At 50.5% G+C, this 14953-nt stretch carries 9 protein-coding genes and 5 pseudogenes; 5 read left to right on the plus strand and 9 right to left on the minus strand.

Going from position 1 to position 14953, the window contains the following annotated elements; genetic code table 11:
• Positions 1–654: 654 nt before the first annotated feature.
• Entirely contained in the window at positions 655–831 is a 177-nt protein-coding gene (locus tag SYMBAF_RS17685) for a hypothetical protein (RefSeq protein ID WP_237162980.1), read from the minus strand.
• A gap of 42 nt (positions 832–873) precedes the next feature.
• A pseudogene (locus SYMBAF_RS17690) lies at positions 874–1026 on the minus strand (transposase); the annotation flags it as partial.
• Positions 1027–1335: 309 nt separating this feature from the next.
• Between SYMBAF_RS17690 and queC the strand changes: the two are divergent.
• Positions 1336–2028 carry a 7-cyano-7-deazaguanine synthase QueC gene (gene queC / locus SYMBAF_RS08095; protein ID WP_040265084.1) on the plus strand — a complete coding sequence of 231 codons (693 nt, stop codon included), beginning with the start codon at positions 1336–1338 and terminating at the stop codon, positions 2026–2028.
• A gap of 13 nt (positions 2029–2041) precedes the next feature.
• Here the strand turns inward: queC and SYMBAF_RS18405 are convergent.
• Both SYMBAF_RS18405 and SYMBAF_RS08105 read right to left on the minus strand, forming a co-directional pair.
• A pseudogene (locus SYMBAF_RS18405) lies at positions 2042–2925 on the minus strand (queuosine precursor transporter).
• On the minus strand, positions 2915–3520 hold the full coding sequence (locus SYMBAF_RS08105; protein ID WP_040265083.1) for a helix-turn-helix domain-containing protein: 606 nt from the start codon (positions 3518–3520) through the stop codon (positions 2915–2917). The pseudogene SYMBAF_RS18405 and the gene SYMBAF_RS08105 overlap by 11 nt, the downstream one beginning before the upstream one ends.
• Before the next feature lie 264 nt (positions 3521–3784).
• On the opposite strand from SYMBAF_RS08105, the pseudogene SYMBAF_RS18100 reads away from it, so the two are divergent.
• The 3 pseudogenes from SYMBAF_RS18100 (at position 3785) to SYMBAF_RS08120 (ending at position 5978) form a co-directional block, all read left to right on the plus strand.
• A pseudogene (locus SYMBAF_RS18100) lies at positions 3785–4433 on the plus strand (recombinase family protein).
• Positions 4430–4699: pseudogene (locus tag SYMBAF_RS08115) on the plus strand (Rpn family recombination-promoting nuclease/putative transposase); the annotation flags it as partial. The pseudogenes SYMBAF_RS18100 and SYMBAF_RS08115, both read left to right, overlap by 4 nt.
• A 71-nt stretch (positions 4700–4770) precedes the next feature.
• Positions 4771–5978: pseudogene (locus SYMBAF_RS08120) on the plus strand (IS256 family transposase).
• A gap of 158 nt (positions 5979–6136) precedes the next feature.
• Here SYMBAF_RS08120 and pqiC read toward each other — a convergent pair.
• The 5 genes from pqiC to rlmKL all read right to left on the minus strand — a co-directional run bounded on the left by pqiC (position 6137) and on the right by rlmKL (position 13744).
• The gene (gene pqiC, locus SYMBAF_RS08125) at positions 6137–6694 is read right to left on the minus strand and encodes a membrane integrity-associated transporter subunit PqiC (protein ID WP_040265081.1); all 558 of its coding nucleotides are present in this window, start codon (positions 6692–6694) and stop codon (positions 6137–6139) included.
• Positions 6695–8341, minus strand: coding sequence for an intermembrane transport protein PqiB (gene pqiB / locus SYMBAF_RS08130; protein ID WP_040265080.1), 1647 nt, complete (start codon positions 8339–8341; stop codon positions 6695–6697).
• Positions 8328–9572, minus strand: a complete 1245-nt coding sequence (gene pqiA / locus SYMBAF_RS08135; protein ID WP_082026926.1) for a membrane integrity-associated transporter subunit PqiA — start codon at positions 9570–9572, stop codon at positions 8328–8330. The genes pqiB and pqiA overlap by 14 nt, the downstream gene beginning before the upstream one ends.
• A 141-nt stretch (positions 9573–9713) precedes the next feature.
• On the minus strand, positions 9714–11618 hold the full coding sequence (locus SYMBAF_RS08140; protein WP_040265078.1) for an ABC transporter ATP-binding protein: 1905 nt from the start codon (positions 11616–11618) through the stop codon (positions 9714–9716).
• 5 nt (positions 11619–11623) lie between these two features.
• Positions 11624–13744, minus strand: a complete 2121-nt coding sequence (gene rlmKL, locus SYMBAF_RS08145) for a bifunctional 23S rRNA (guanine(2069)-N(7))-methyltransferase RlmK/23S rRNA (guanine(2445)-N(2))-methyltransferase RlmL (RefSeq protein ID WP_152609107.1) — start codon at positions 13742–13744, stop codon at positions 11624–11626.
• A gap of 103 nt (positions 13745–13847) precedes the next feature.
• On the opposite strand from rlmKL, the gene SYMBAF_RS08150 reads away from it, so the two are divergent.
• A complete protein-coding gene (locus SYMBAF_RS08150; protein WP_040265076.1) occupies positions 13848–14951 on the plus strand; it encodes a YcbX family protein in 1104 nt (367 codons plus the stop codon).
• The last annotated feature ends 2 nt before the right edge of the window (positions 14952–14953 follow it).

Here is a 14953-nt window from a genome sequence, read left to right on the forward strand (position 1 = left end):
ATCCCGATTCTTTTTGAACTCAAAAAAAGCATCATTTTAGTATTCAAGTGTTGACAAATCAGGGTGGCAAGAACTACATTATCACAAGAGGGAACGACTTCAAAGTAGTGAACGGTATCTAAGCATAGTCAATACTGGGGAATATCTAATAAAAGGCAGAGTAACTATAAAATAACTGTCCTAATAAGATGAAAATGTTTATATCATGACGAAACCGCGTGATTTTTTTCTCACATGGTTTCCTCATGGTTTTTTATATGAACGTGTCCCGTTTGCAACGGCTTCCATTGTTTTTTTGACTCTGACAGAGAGATTGCAACTTTATATCCGGCTTTTTACAGTCTTAAAGCTGCCAGTCCCTATGTAATTCGCCGACTCATACCTTATTTTCCTGACGAATTTTAAGCTCATATGTAGTGATGTAATGGACACCCAGGGTGATGCAAGTACTAATTCGATGCGATTTTTGATATATCCGGTGTCATTAGAGGGTTCAGTTACCCGTGCCATGATGTCATCCGAGCCCTATTTCCTTATCACTACGGCGATATATGATTATCCAGGTCAACTCCAAACTGTTACAGGGACGGTAGCTGTTTTCTCACTAGTGGCTGCAAACTCAGTTAAATACTTATTTTAATTCAGTAACTATTGTTAATTCATGGAAAATGCCTTCTTTACGCTGAAATCAACCGCATCCGTCATTACCCGCCAGACAATCCTGGTTAGTTTGTTTGCCAGCGCTACCGTTCCTTCCAGGAATCCCTGTCGGGCTTCAAGGGCATTAACCCATCGTGCCAGATTGTCATTACGTTTTTTCGCACAACGCATTACTGCCCGTGCACCATGGATAATCAAGGTCCGTATACATCGGTTTCCATACTTTGTCATAGAGGATAATCGTGTTTTGCTGCCGGAACTATGCTATCGGCGGGCCAGTCCACACCATGCCGACAACTCTCTACCGCTGGAAAACTGTGCGGTATCCACTTCACTGACAAAAACCGCTGCGATCAATGGACCCACTCTGCTAGAGAAAGGATTTGGTTAGCCAGCGTTGTTCTCTGCTCAACCATTAGTTACCGGGTATTATATAACGCTTTTATGTCCTATTGTTCCGTTGCTTTTACCGATACAAAATGAATTCCCGGGCGACATACAGTTTCACAGATAACCAGGCCGTCATTAGCATCATTCTTCTGGTTATGGACAAACGCTTTCACGTATTGTGTAGGGATAAGCTTTATGTGACATCCCATTGAGCTTAGCGCTCGTCCCCAGAAAGGAAGTCGGGAAGATAATTTATATTGTTTATCAAATTGATAGGTGATGACAATGGAAAAGAAGAAAGCTGTAGTGGTCTATAGTGGCGGTCAAGATTCAACAACTTGCCTTATACATGCGAGACATTTTTATGATGATATTCATTGTATCACTTTCGATTACGGTCAACGCCACCGTGCTGAAATCGACGTAGCGCGAGAACTAGCCTTAAAACTAGGTGCCACAGCTCATAAGGTACTGGATGTTGGTCTGCTCAATGAACTGGCGATCAGCAGCCTCACCCGCGATAATATTCCCATACCAACTCAAACCGAAGAGGGGATCCCCAATACGTTCGTTCCCGGACGAAACATCCTCTTTCTGACTCTTGCTGCTATCTACGCTTATCAGGTACAAGCAGACGTTGTTATCACTGGTGTTTGTGAAACCGACTTCTCAGGCTATCCCGACTGTCGTGATGAGTTCGTCAAAGCGCTTAACCACGCCATAGTCCTTGGTATGGCGAAAGACGTGCGTTTTGAAACACCGTTGATGTGGTTGAATAAAGCAGAAACTTGGGCACTGGCAGATCACTGGCAACAATTATCCCTGATACGTGACGAGACCCTGACCTGCTATAACGGAATTAAAGGGGCTGGGTGTGGTGAATGTGCTGCCTGCCATTTGCGCCGAAAAGGACTGGAAACATACCTTTCTAATAGGAAAAACGTCATGCAGGCATTGCAACGTAAAATTAATATCTAAAAAAATCATTGTATTAAGAAGATGCAGAGACCATATCCTCACCAGGGTGGAGGATGTGTTTTCTGTAAAGGAAACGAGCGTAATAAGCGGGTAATATATTTAAGACAGCATATACAGACTTAATGATAATCTGTATCATAGCTATTTTTAATATAACAGAATTATCCATTTTTCCATAAAATGCAAGGAAACAAAAGACGAAGCTATCGATAATAGAAGCGGCAAACGTACTCAGAAAGATCCGTAAATAAAGGTGTCGAGAACGTGTGATTGCTTTTATTTTACACAATATCCATGAGTTTGACAACTCAGAAGTAATAAAAGCCATTGTGGACGCAAGCAATACAACATATAACTGCGTCATAAAATCATTATACGCAACGTTAAAGTGCCATTCTGGAATAACCGGCAATGTCATAGAAAAAAAAGTAGTAGCGTGATAACAATATTTGATATGACTGAACACAGGATAGCTTTTCTTGCTAAGCGAAAACCGTAAAACTCATTTAGCAGGTCGATTATAAGAAACGTAAATGGATAAATAAATGTACCCGGGGTTACAATGATATCAAGGTAGCTTATATAAACAGGTTTAATTGCCGCTATATTACTGAATTGATAAAATACCGCCAATGCCAGAACAAACGCAACATAGGCTCCCCATGATCGCTCACTCCTGTCCTTCAATTGGTACTCTGTCTCTGGAGCCAGCTTGTCCATATAAATATGACGATACAGAGCTTTTATTTCTCGTGAGGAGAGTTTTTCAGCGATCTCGCTTCTCTCTAGATCATTAACATGAATGCTTAATATTTTCCCTGAGGTGCATATCAGTATTCTCGCTGCATGCGTCTTTGGCTCGAACCCCAAAAGTTTATATTCTGGTTCATTTCCCATAACGTTCTTCAAGGATATCTCCTAAAATCATAATTTCAGTTTCAAGCTCGTCTACATTCATATGCACATTGATGAAAAATCCACTACTCTTCTTAAAGAGAAGCTTCATATTAGTACTTTTATATACGCCTTTTCGGATGATGATGATATCCCCATTCTGATAGCGGGCAGGTAAATTTTTGTCTATCAACACGGCAATCAAATTCGGGCCTTGCCCATAATAGTAAGTCAGTGGCCAAGATAACGTCAGTTCCCCAATTGAGCGCCCAGAATTTACTTGCTCAATGAATGATGTCAAAGGTATAATAGGTAAGGCAGCTGCATTCATATTTCCATAAACTGAAATACTGGCATTGATTTTTTCGACTGTAGCAATATCCACATTTTGAAGTTCATACATTGTAACACCGAAAAAATCTGATATTTTCCGTAATGTCTGTTTCTGTACACAGGTGACCCGACCATCCAGGATCTTAAAAATTGTCGTACGATTAAGCCCCGTGCTCTCACTGATAGAAACCTGTGTTTCCCCCTTACTGTTAAGTAAATGTTCCAGATTTGAGCGCAGCAAATTACTTTTTTCTTTTCCAAACATAAGCTTTCAAATAGTTCAAGAAATTCCGATTACTGAGGAGCATAGCTTGAAATACATATCGTCGCAATTGCATGCTGTTGTAATTTCTTTAGGCTGTTCACAATAACTGCAAATGAAAATCCCCCATTGTGTCCCCTTTCGTGTTTTATGAGTGTACCCTTGTGATAGCAAGATAAACTTTGCCAAACCTGGTCTCACTAGACTTGATTTAGTCGATATAATACTTAAGAATCGCATATCCTAGTATCTATTAAGATTAATGGCATGGAATTCGTAGGTTATGCACGTGTTTCTACTACCGACCAGGATCTGACTAACCAGATTGCCGTTTTGACCAACGCCGGATGCCGTAAAATTTTCGCGGAGAAAATCAGCGGGACAAAGAAAGAAGGGCGCCAGGCATTCGATGAGTGCCTGGATTATTTGCGGGAGGGCGATACATTGGTAGTCACACGCATTGATCGCCTGTCACGAAGTTTACGGGATCTGCAAAACCTGGTGCATGACCTTGAAGGTCAGAAAATCAAACTCAAGGCAACGGAACAGGCCATCGATACGTCCTCCGCCTCCGGCAAAGCTTTTCTGGATATGCTGGGCGTCTTTGCCGAGTTCGAGACGCGTCTGCGTCAGGAACGGCAAAAGGAAGGTATTGCCCGGGCTTAAAGCCAATGGAGCCTATAAAGGAAGAAAACCAACAGCCCAGGCCAAAGCGCAACAGGTCATTGACTTAACGATGGCCGGATTAACACGCGAGGCGGTTGCCGCCCACCTGGAAATGGGCAAGGCCAGCGTCTATCGGATACTAAAAGCATGGCGTCAACAACATCCTGACGCCATCCTGCCTGGAGAACGGGTGAAACCTCAGAGCAGCTATATTGAGCTGGGGGCCGAACGTGCTACGATAGCTTCATGAAAACAACGCCAACTCCCCATGATGCCCTGTTCAAGCAGTTTCTGACTCACCCGGAAACGGCCCGCGATTTTTTGCAACAGCACCTGCCGCCAGCTCTGCTGCAAACCTGTGATCTGAGTACCTTGCGGCTGGAATCAGGCAACTTTGTCGAAGAAGATCTGCGCGCCTATTATTCCGACGTCCTCTATTCACTCAAAACGGGGAAGGGCGAGGGGTATGTTTATTGTCTGATTGAACACCAAAGTTCGCCTGACAGGCACATGGCGGAGCCTGTAATTTAAATTGTGTAATTGCCTGTTTTTGATATGTTCACTCCAACAACGGAGACAGGCAAATTATGGACGACAAGAAACTCAGAGCCCTTGCGGCAGAACTGGCTAAAGGCCTCAAAACCGAAGCCGACCTCAATCAGTTTTCCCGGATGCTGACGAAATTAACCGTCGAAACAGCGCTCAATGCGGAACTGACTGACCATCTCGGGCATGAGAAAAATGCACCTAAAACCGGCACCAACACCCGCAATGGCTACTCGTCAAAAACGCTGCTCTGCGACGATGGCGAAATCGAACTGAACACGCCGCGTGACCGTGAAAATACCTTCGAACCGCAGTTGATTAAGAAAAACCAGACGCGTATTACGCAGATGGACAGCCAGATTTTATCTCTGTACGCCAAAGGCATGACCACGCGTGAAATCGTCGCCACCTTCAAAGAGATGTACGACGCCGATGTGTCACCCACGCTGATATCTAAGGTCACCGACGCCGTAAAAGAGCAGGTTGCTGAGTGGCAAAACCGGCAGCTGGATACGCTGTATCCCATTGTTTATCTGGACTGTATTGTCATAAAAGTCCGCCAGAATGGCAGCGTAATAAACAAAGCCGTTTTCCTGGCACTGGGTATCAACACTGAAGGCCGGAAAGAGTTGCTGGGGATGTGGCTAGCCGAAAATGAAGGCGCAAAGTTCTGGCTGAATGTGCTGGCGGAGCTGAAAAATCGTGGCCTTCAGGACATACTGATTGCCTGCGTGGACGGTCTGAAGGGCTTCCCGGATGCGATAAACAGCGTCTATCCGCAGACACATATCCAGCTGTGCATCATCCATAGGGTGCGTAACAGCCTGAAATACGTGGCGTGGAAAGACTACAAAGCCGTCACCGGCGGGCTGAAAATGGTGTATCAGGCTCCGACAGAGGAAGCGGCGTTGATGGCGCTGGTACATTCGCGGGTGTCTGGGACGATAAATACCCGCAAATCAGCAAAAGCTGGCGTGCGCACTGGGAAAATCTCAATACGTTCTTCGGCTACCCGCCTGATATTCGGAAAGCTATCTACACCACGAATGCGATTGAGTCGCTAAATAGCGTGATCCGACAGGCGATAAAGAAACGTAAGGTGTTCCCGACAGACGACTCAGTGCGGAAAGTGATTTATCTGGCAATCAAGGATGCGTCAAAAAAATGGAGTATGCCGATCCAGAACTGGCGGCTGGCGATGAGTCGTTTTATTATCGAGTTCGGTGACCGCCTGAGCGATCACCTTTAATACGCTGGCAGTTACACAGAATTAGGGATAGCCTCCGTCTCCGGGCTTGTACATAGGCCCTGCCTGCCCCCTCCCCTTGATTACCGGCTTTTGAGTGTGCGGCGGTGCCACGATCTAATGACGGAACACCGCCTTGTGCGTTTTAATCGCAATATTGACTAAAAACCGCTGACCTGTGAAGCAATAGCCTGAGCTTCCTGTTGCCAACCCTGTGCCAAAGTACGCACCAGCGCGTCGTAGCCGTCTTCACCCTGCTTCAATGCCAGGCTGAACGGCTGTTTGATCAGTTGCCCCTGATGGTTCACCACCCATTCGCCGCGAATAATAGCCTTGCCGTCAAAGCGGCCATGAAAGCCGTTAATGGTGACGTTAAGCACATCTTGATCGCTGCTCATCGGCTGGGATGACACCACCCACCCCGGCAGCGCACTGCTCAGGTTGGTGACCAGCGTCTGTTGCAACTGTTGATCGAGCGAGCTAGCCCACAGGTTGTTCTGGGCAATCACATACCGCACATCGTTGGTCTGGTAAACCACGCCGTTTTGTGCCAGATAATCGGCCACGCTTATGTGTTCCAGCCATAACTGACGTGCCGAGACACCGCTGCTACTCACCTGCGCCGGTACACCCAGCGCAGGTAACTGATAGTAGGTTTTCTGTGGCGTACTGCTACAGGCACTGAGGAACAGTAATAGGGCTACCGGGATCCATTTCATCTATTTGTTGGCCTTCTTCGGCTGAGGATCGTGACTGCTCGCGGCTTCAAATACCAGCGCGTTGCTCTTTTCATTCAGGGTGCGCAGCACCGGTTGCAGTTCACGCAGCACCTGATCAAGACGTTGCATGTCACCAACCATTTTGTTGTAGGCCGGTGAACCGGGCTGGAACCCTTTCATGCTGCGATTCAGTTCCTGCAAGGTTCTTTGCATGTCCTGAGGCAACACTTTCATCTCTTTGCTGGCAATAATATCATTTAACGACGTCATGGTTTGCTGGGTCGTTTTCATTGTCTTCTGGCTTTCAGCCAGCGCTTTAGTTGCTTCATCGATCATCGGGTTCAAGGGTATCGTATTGATCTTATCCAGCACCTGCATCAATTTCTGCTGGATCTGCGTCAAGCCACCACTGGTCGTCAGCATCAGCGGGTAACCGAACAACTCATGCGGGTCTTTCTCGGCTTTTTCCTGAGGATAGAAGTCCAGATCGACATACAACGAACCGGTCAACATGTTAGCAGATTTCAAGGAAGCACGCATGCCGCGTCTTGCTGCATCTTTTAGATGATTTTCAAAATCGAAGCTGTCGCCCAATTGTTGCCGGAAACGATCCGGTTCAATGCGGATCAGCACTGGGATGCGATAGTCGTTATCCAGGCGTTGCACCATACCATTTTTATAGAACGGTACCTGTGCGACTGTTCCCAAACGAATACCACGGAACTCCACTGGCGCGCCAGGTTGCAGGCCGCGAACCGAATCAGAGAAGAACAGCAGATAGTCTTTATGCACGGTATACAGCGAATCCTGAATGCTACGCTGATTATCGAACAACTGATACTCGGCCTTCTCTTTCGCCAGTTCGCCGCGATCCCAGCCATCCGGGACGTCAAAGCTGACACCACCGCTAAACAGCGTCGCCAACGATCCCATTTCTACGCGCATGCCTTGCGCCGACATGTCAAATGCCACGCCGCTGTCTTTCCAGAAGCGCACGTTGCGGGTGACTAGCTGATCGTAAGGTGCCGGGATAAACAGTTGATAACGCATAGCACGCATGTTGGGGTCAAAATAGCGGGTTTCTACCGAACCGACGCGATAGCCACGAAACAGCACCGGATCGCCAGCATTCATCTGGCCTGATTTTTCGCTATCCAGCACGATGCGTAGTCCTTTAGCATCGGGAGAAGCCAATGGCGGGGCATTGAGCAGTGGGTAGTTATCCTGGCCCACTTTGCCTGTATTTCCCGGTTGCAATTCGATATAAGCACCGGACAGCAGCGTACCCAGGCCAGAAACACCTTCACGGCCAATCTGCGGCTTCACCACCCAGAAGGCGGAATCCTGGCGCAGCAGCTTTTCCATGCCGCTGTTGAGACGCGCTTGCACCCGCACCTTGCTCAGATCCTCGCTCAACGACACGTTTTCCACCACACCGACATCGACGCTACGGCTCTTGATTTTGGTTTTACCTGCCTCCAGCCCTTCTGCCCTGGTGGTGACCAGCGTCACCACCGGTCCCTGATGGCTGAAGTGGTAAAACAGTATCCAGGCACCGATTAGCGCAGTCACGATAGGAATGATCCACACCGGCGACCAGCGTTTTATCTTCTCAACGTCGGCGATGCTATGATTATTTTCCGTCACCTTTCGGCTCCTTTTTTATTGTTTCATTTCCGCAATCCCACGTCAGACGGGGATCGAACGTCATGGCAGCAAACATGGTGAGGATCACCACCAGGGCGAACAGTACCGCTCCGGTATCTGGATAAATGTTCATCAATTGCCCCATACGCACCAGCGTTGAAAGTACGGCGATGACGAACACATCGATCATGGACCAGCGGCCAACAAATTCGACAACGTCATAAATCAAATGCATACGTTCGCTGTCGGCACGCTTTTTCCCTTTGCCATTGGCATCCCAGCACAGCCAACAGATCGCCAACATTTTCAGCGAAGGTACCATGATGCTGGCAACGAAAATGACCATCGCCACCGGGTAGGAGCCTTCTCCCCACAGCAGGATCACCCCGGCCATGATGGTTGAGTTTATTTTGCTACCCAACGCCTCAGTCACCATGATCGGCAACATATTGGCCGGGATATACAAGATGAACGAGGTGAGTAACAGCGCCAACGTCCACTGTAGGCTGTGGCGTCGCCGCACATAGCCAGTGCTGTGGCAGCGTGGGCAATGAGTCTGATCGGCTGGCAGGATCGCCGTGCAGCAATGGCAAGAGCGCATACCCTGGCACATGCCGGTGCGCCCTACCTTCAACGAGCGATCCAGATGCGGTGCGGGTTCTATATCCTGCCACAGCCAACGGCGATCGATGCACTGTAAGGCGCGCACTTGCAGCAGGCAGTACAGACAATAAGGCACAAAGCTGTTGCCGATGCCGATATCACCGTAGGCCATCAGCTTGACGAAACTGACCAGTACCCCGGCCAGGAAGATTTCCACCATGCACCAGATTTTAAATTGGAATAGCATTTTAGCTATCCACTCTTTTAGCACCAGCGGCATGCGCACCTTAGCGCATAGCAGAATAATCGCTAGCATACAGAACGCCGGGATCAACTGCACCAACACCATAAACAGCGTGGCCAAGCTAGCATAATCATCCGCCACCAACACCTGTGGGATCTGGAACAGTCTGATTTCGTTGCTAAAGCCAGCAACGCGCATATTGATAAACGGGAAAATATTCGCCAGCAGCAACATGAATAATGCGCCGAGGGCATAACCGATCGGCTGCTTACGCGGTTCCTCCCAGCGAGTGCTGAGTGTCGTTTTACAGCGTGGGCATAATGCTCTGGTGCCAAACGCCAACGGAGGCAGCGCCACCAGCATGTCGCATTGCGGGCACAACATCAGGTTATCCTGCCGCCCGGCGGCGGGTAGCGTATGGCTATGCTGCGGGTGATTTTCGTAGGAACACACCCTATTTCTCCTTAATAATATTGCTTAGCACTACAACGATATCGTTCACAACGCGGACGGTGTTCACAATAGTTAGCCGTTTTTCATCGCTTCCAACGCTTCCCAACGGACGAAAGCCTGCTCTAGCGTCTGTTCGGCGGTAGCCAGCGCCGTCAACACGCGCTGAGTTTCGCTATGCGGACGCGTGAAGAAGTCAGCATCGCTTATTTGTGCCTGTAGTGCCTCCATTTCCGCTTCCAGTTGCTCAAGGCGCTGCGGCAATTGTTCCAATTCGCGCAGCAAGTTATAACTCAACTTGGCGGCCGGTTTCTTCGGCTGTGCGATTTTCTTTTCCGCAACCGGTTTACTCTGGCTGACCACCGCCGTACGGATCGGCTTAGCCATGGCACGTTGATGATGTGCATCGTCATAACCGCCAACATAAGTGTTGATCACCCCATTGCCTTCAAAGATCCAGCACTCAGTCACCGAATTATCAACGAATTGGCGATCATGGCTGACCAGCAGCACGGTGCCTTGATAGCTATCGATCAGTTCTTCCAGCAGTTCCAGTGTTTCAACGTCCAGATCGTTAGTGGGTTCATCAAGGATCAGCAGATTGCTTGGTTTCAGAAACAGCTTAGCCAATAACAGACGGTTACGCTCACCGCCAGACAGCGCCTTCACCGGCGTCATTGCACGTTTCGGGTGGAATAGGAAGTCCTGTAGGTAACCCAGCACATGGCGGGCGCGGCCGTTGACCATGACCTCTTGCTTGCCTTCTGCCAGGTTATCCATCACTGTACGTTCGGTATCAAGATCAGCGCGGTGCTGATCAAAATAGGCCACCTCCAGTTTGGTGCCACAGTTCACGCGGCCGCTGTTGGCCTTTAGTTGACCGAGCATCAATTTAAGTAACGTCGTTTTACCACAGCCATTCGGCCCCACCAGTGCGATTTTGTCGCCACGCTGCACTTGAGCGCAGAAACCGCGCACCAGGACTTTTTCCCCGATCTGATAGTTGACGTCTTCCAACTCAAACACGATTTTGCCGGAACGCACCGTCTCTTCCACCTGCATCTTGGCGGTGCCTATCACCTCACGGCGTTGCGCACGCTCATTGCGCAGTGCTTTCAGGGCACGCACGCGGCCTTCGTTACGGGTGCGGCGCGCTTTGATGCCTTGACGGATCCAAACTTCTTCCTGTGCCAGCTTGCGATCAAATTCAGCATTCTGTAACTCCTCTACCCGTAGCGCCTCTGCTTTGCTGAGCAGATACAAATCATAGTTGCCCGGCCAGGACACCAGTTTGCCACGGTCAAGATCGACAATGCGCGTTGCCATATTGCGGATAAACGAACGATCGTGAGAGATAAAGACGATGCTGCCCTGGAACTCTTTCAGAAAGCCTTCCAGCCAGTCGATAGTTTCAATATCCAGGTGGTTGGTCGGTTCGTCGAGCAGCAGCACGCGCGGCGAGCTGACCAGCGCGCGGCCCAGCGCCGCTTTACGCAACCAGCCGCCTGAAAGCGAGGACAGTTGGGCATCACCATTCAAGCCCAACTGTCGCAACACTTCGCTGATGCGATTGTCGAGCTGCCACAGCCCCTGATGATCAAGGATTTCCATGATCTGTGCCATGCGCGCCAGGTTTTTCTCGTTTGGTTCAGTTTCCACCAGGTGGGAAATCGCGTGATATGCCTTCAGATGCTCCGCCTGCTCCGCAACACCTTCTGCCACAAAATCGAATACGCTGCCACCGATATTGCGTGGCGGATCCTGTTGCAAACGCGCCACAATCAGATCCTGCTCGTAAATCACCCGGCCATCATCCAACGGGATTTCTTTGCTGAGGATTTTCAACAGCGTCGATTTGCCGGCACCATTGCGCCCCACCAAGCAAACGCGTTCGTGGTCTTCGATATGAATTTCGGTGTTGTCTAAAAGCGGCGCATCGCTGAAGGACAGCCAGGCACCAGACATGCTGATTAACGACATAGTGATTATTTTCCTTCGCCGACATGGGTGACCAGCCAGCAGTTATGGATCTGACGGTTACGGGCAAAGTCCTGCGATAAGGTCTGGGCAGTGATTTCTTTCGCTGCCAGACCTAGCGTGCTCAGACCCACCACATCCATCTGGAAGCCACGCTTGTTGTTCGAGAACATGATAGTACCGTTGCGGCGCAGTAACCGTTGCAAATTTTTCATTAGCTCCAGATGATCGCGCTGCACATCAAAGCTGCTCTCCATGCGTTTGGAATTGGAGAAGGTAGGCGGATCGATAAAAATCACATCAAATTGCTCACTGGCGTTGTTCAGCCACGACAGGCAGTCGGCCTGGATCAAGCGATGTTGACGGCCGGTCAAGCCATTGGCTCGCAGGTTCTTCTCCGCCCACTCCAGATAGGTGCGCGACATATCCACCGTGGTGGTACTGCGCGCGCCACCTAACCCCGCGTGCACGCTGGCAGTGCCGGTATAAGCGAACAGGTTGAGGAAGTCCTTGCCCTTACTCATCTCGCCCAGCATACGGCGCGCAATGCGGTGGTCGAGGAACAGGCCAGTATCGAGGTAATCGGTCAGGTTAACCCATAGCTTGGCGTTGAACTCTTCCACCAGCAGGAACTCGCCCTTCTGCGCCAGCTTCTCATACTGGTTTTTACCTTTCTGCCGCTCACGGGTCTTAAGGATCAACTGGTTGGATGGCAATTCCAGCACCGCCAGCGTAGCGTTGATCACATCGAACAGGCGCTGGCGCGCCTTCTGCGCATCCACGGTCTTCGGCGGCGCATACTCCTGCACCACCACTTTACTGCCGTAGCGGTCTAGCGCCACGTTGTATTCTGGCAGATCGGCATCATACAGTCGGTAGCATTCGATGCCCTGCTGTTTCGCCCATTTATCGAGCTTCTTCAGGTTTTTGCGCAGGCGGTTGGCGAAATCTTCCGCCACCGGCACACCGCCAGCGCCTGGCGGGTTAGCCGCCAACTGATAGTTTTTCTGCACGCAGTCCAGCGGGCCATTTTTAGCCTTGAACTGGCGCTCTGCGCGTAGTTGCAGGCAGCTCAACAACGCCGGTGAGGCGCTGAACAGCGACAGTTGCCAGCCGCCAAAGGCACTTTTCATGATGCGCCCGAGCATATTGTGCAACGCAATCAGCGCCGGCTCGCTTTCCAGACGCTCACCATACGGCGGATTGCTGACCACGCTGCCGATCGGGCCTTCCGGCAGCGGATTAGTCAGTTTGCTGACGTCACTAATATTAAAGGTGATCAGTTCGGCTACGCCCGCACGGCGCGCATTGCTGCGTGCTATCTCGATCACCCGGCGATCGCTATCGGAGCCGAAAAAGCGCGAGGTTGTCTGCTGTAGGCCATCGCGTGCACGTTCCTGGGCTTCGCTCATCACTTCGCACCACAGATCGGCATTGTGACCATACCAGGCAGTAAAGCCCCAGTGTTGGCGATGCAACCCCGGCGCGCGATCGGAGGCGATCATCGCCGCTTCGATCAGCAGGGTGCCAGAACCGCACATCGGATCGAGCATCGGCGCGCCCGGCTGCCAGCCAGATCGCTGCACGATAGCAGCCGCCAGATTTTCCTTTAGCGGTGCCTGACCCGCCAGATCGCGGTAGCCGCGTTGGTGCAAACCTTCGCCGCTGAGATCGAGCGCCACACTGGCTACATTACGCTGCAAGAACACATTGACGCGAATATCTGACTGTTGCTTAGCCACCGTCGGGCGCTGATTGATCTTGCGGGTAAAGCTGTCGACGATGGCGTCCTTCACCTTCAGCGCACCGTACTGGCTGTTGCGGATCTCCTCGTTGACACCGCTGAAATGCACGGAAAAAGTTTTTTCTACGCCAAAAATGCTCGGCCAGTCAACCGCTTGCACACCTAGGTACAGATCCAGATCGCTGTGCACGCGGAACTCGTTCAGTGGCAACAGAATGCGCGATGCCAGGCGGCTCCACAGCAGGCTTTGGTACAAAAGACGATCGTCACCCTGAAAATGTACCCCACCCTGCACCACTTTGCAGTCGTGAGCGCCCAGCGCTTCCAGCTCGCTTTTTAGCAGTTCTTCCAGCCCACGCGCCGTGCTGGCAAACAGAGAGTTCATATCGTACTTATCACCAAAAAGAAAATTGTTGCGCATTATAGCTAATCCAGACCGCTTGTCATAAAGTTGCTCCCTGCTATTTAATCATCGCACGGAGATAAGGGTGATCACGCTTGCCAGACTTTACGTTCATCCGGTTAAATCACTGCGGGGTTTGCAGCTTTCACATGCCCAAGTATCCAGCAGCGGCCTGGCCTCCGATCGTACTTTTATGATCACCGATGTAGATGGCACCTTTATTACTGCACGCCAATATCCGCAGATGGTGCTGTTCACCCCGGCACTGCTGGCAAACGGCCTGTTCCTGACCGCGCCAGACGGCGTAAGTGCGGCCATTCATTTCAGCGATTTCGCCACCGCAGCGCAAGCTACCGAGGTGTGGGGCAACCATTTCACCGCCCTGATTGCGCCGGCAGAGATCAACCGCTGGCTGAGCGGCTATTTCCAGCACGATGTGCAGCTACGCTGGCTGGGTACAGAACTCTCCCGCCGGGTCAAGAAGCACCCGGAAATTCCGCTGTCGTTTGCCGATGGTTATCCTTATCTATTGATTAACCAAGCTTCGTTTAATGCCCTGCAACAGCGTTGCCCCAGTAGCATCAAGCTGGAGCAGTTCCGTCCCAATCTGGTGATCGCCGGTGCCAGCGCTTGGGCCGAAGACGGCTGGCAGAGGATCAGTGTGGGCGATGTGAGGTTCGATCTGGTGAAACCTTGCAGCCGCTGCGTGTTGACCACTGTCAGCACCGAACATGGCCGCAAGCATCCGAACGGTGAACCATTGCGCACGCTGCAAGAATTCCGCACCGCCGATAACGGCGACATCGACTTTGGTCAGAATATGATTGCGTGCAACAGTGGCATTATCCGTGTGGGCGATACCGTGGAAGTGTTGTCGACCAAGCCGCCCCGCGCTTATGGTGCAGGCAACCTGGAAGCAAGCCTGGCCGCACCGCAGAATAACGTGCACAGCGTGACCATAGAATATGAAGGCCAGATATTTACCGGCAATAACCAGCAAATATTACTCGAACAGTTGGAACAACAGGGAATTCGCGTGCCTTATTCCTGCCGGGCGGGTATCTGTGGCAATTGCCGCATAACATTGGTCAGTGGTGAGGTCGCGCCGCTGAAGAACAGCGCACTGGCTGGCAACAGCAGCATTCTTTGCTGTAGTTGCATTCCGAAAAGCGATTTGACGCTGGCGTAATA

Origin of the sequence: Serratia symbiotica (assembly GCF_000821185.2) — a bacterium.
Lineage (GTDB): Bacteria > Pseudomonadota > Gammaproteobacteria > Enterobacterales > Enterobacteriaceae > Serratia > Serratia symbiotica.

Bases quoted from the DNA above. Each gene is read 5' to 3' on its own strand.
- SYMBAF_RS17685 (WP_237162980.1), bottom strand. From the start codon at position 831: ATGCGTTGTGCGAAAAAACGTAATGACAATCTGGCACGATGGGTTAAT.
- queC (WP_040265084.1), top strand. From the start codon at position 1,336: ATGGAAAAGAAGAAAGCTGTAGTGGTCTATAGTGGCGGTCAAGATTCA.
- SYMBAF_RS08105 (WP_040265083.1), bottom strand. From the start codon at position 3,520: ATGTTTGGAAAAGAAAAAAGTAATTTGCTGCGCTCAAATCTGGAACAT.
- pqiC (WP_040265081.1), bottom strand. From the start codon at position 6,694: ATGAAATGGATCCCGGTAGCCCTATTACTGTTCCTCAGTGCCTGTAGC.
- pqiA (WP_082026926.1), bottom strand. From the start codon at position 9,572: ATGTTGTGCCCGCAATGCGACATGCTGGTGGCGCTGCCTCCGTTGGCG.
- SYMBAF_RS08140 (WP_040265078.1), bottom strand. From the start codon at position 11,618: ATGTCGTTAATCAGCATGTCTGGTGCCTGGCTGTCCTTCAGCGATGCG.
- rlmKL (WP_152609107.1), bottom strand. From the start codon at position 13,744: ATGAACTCTCTGTTTGCCAGCACGGCGCGTGGGCTGGAAGAACTGCTA.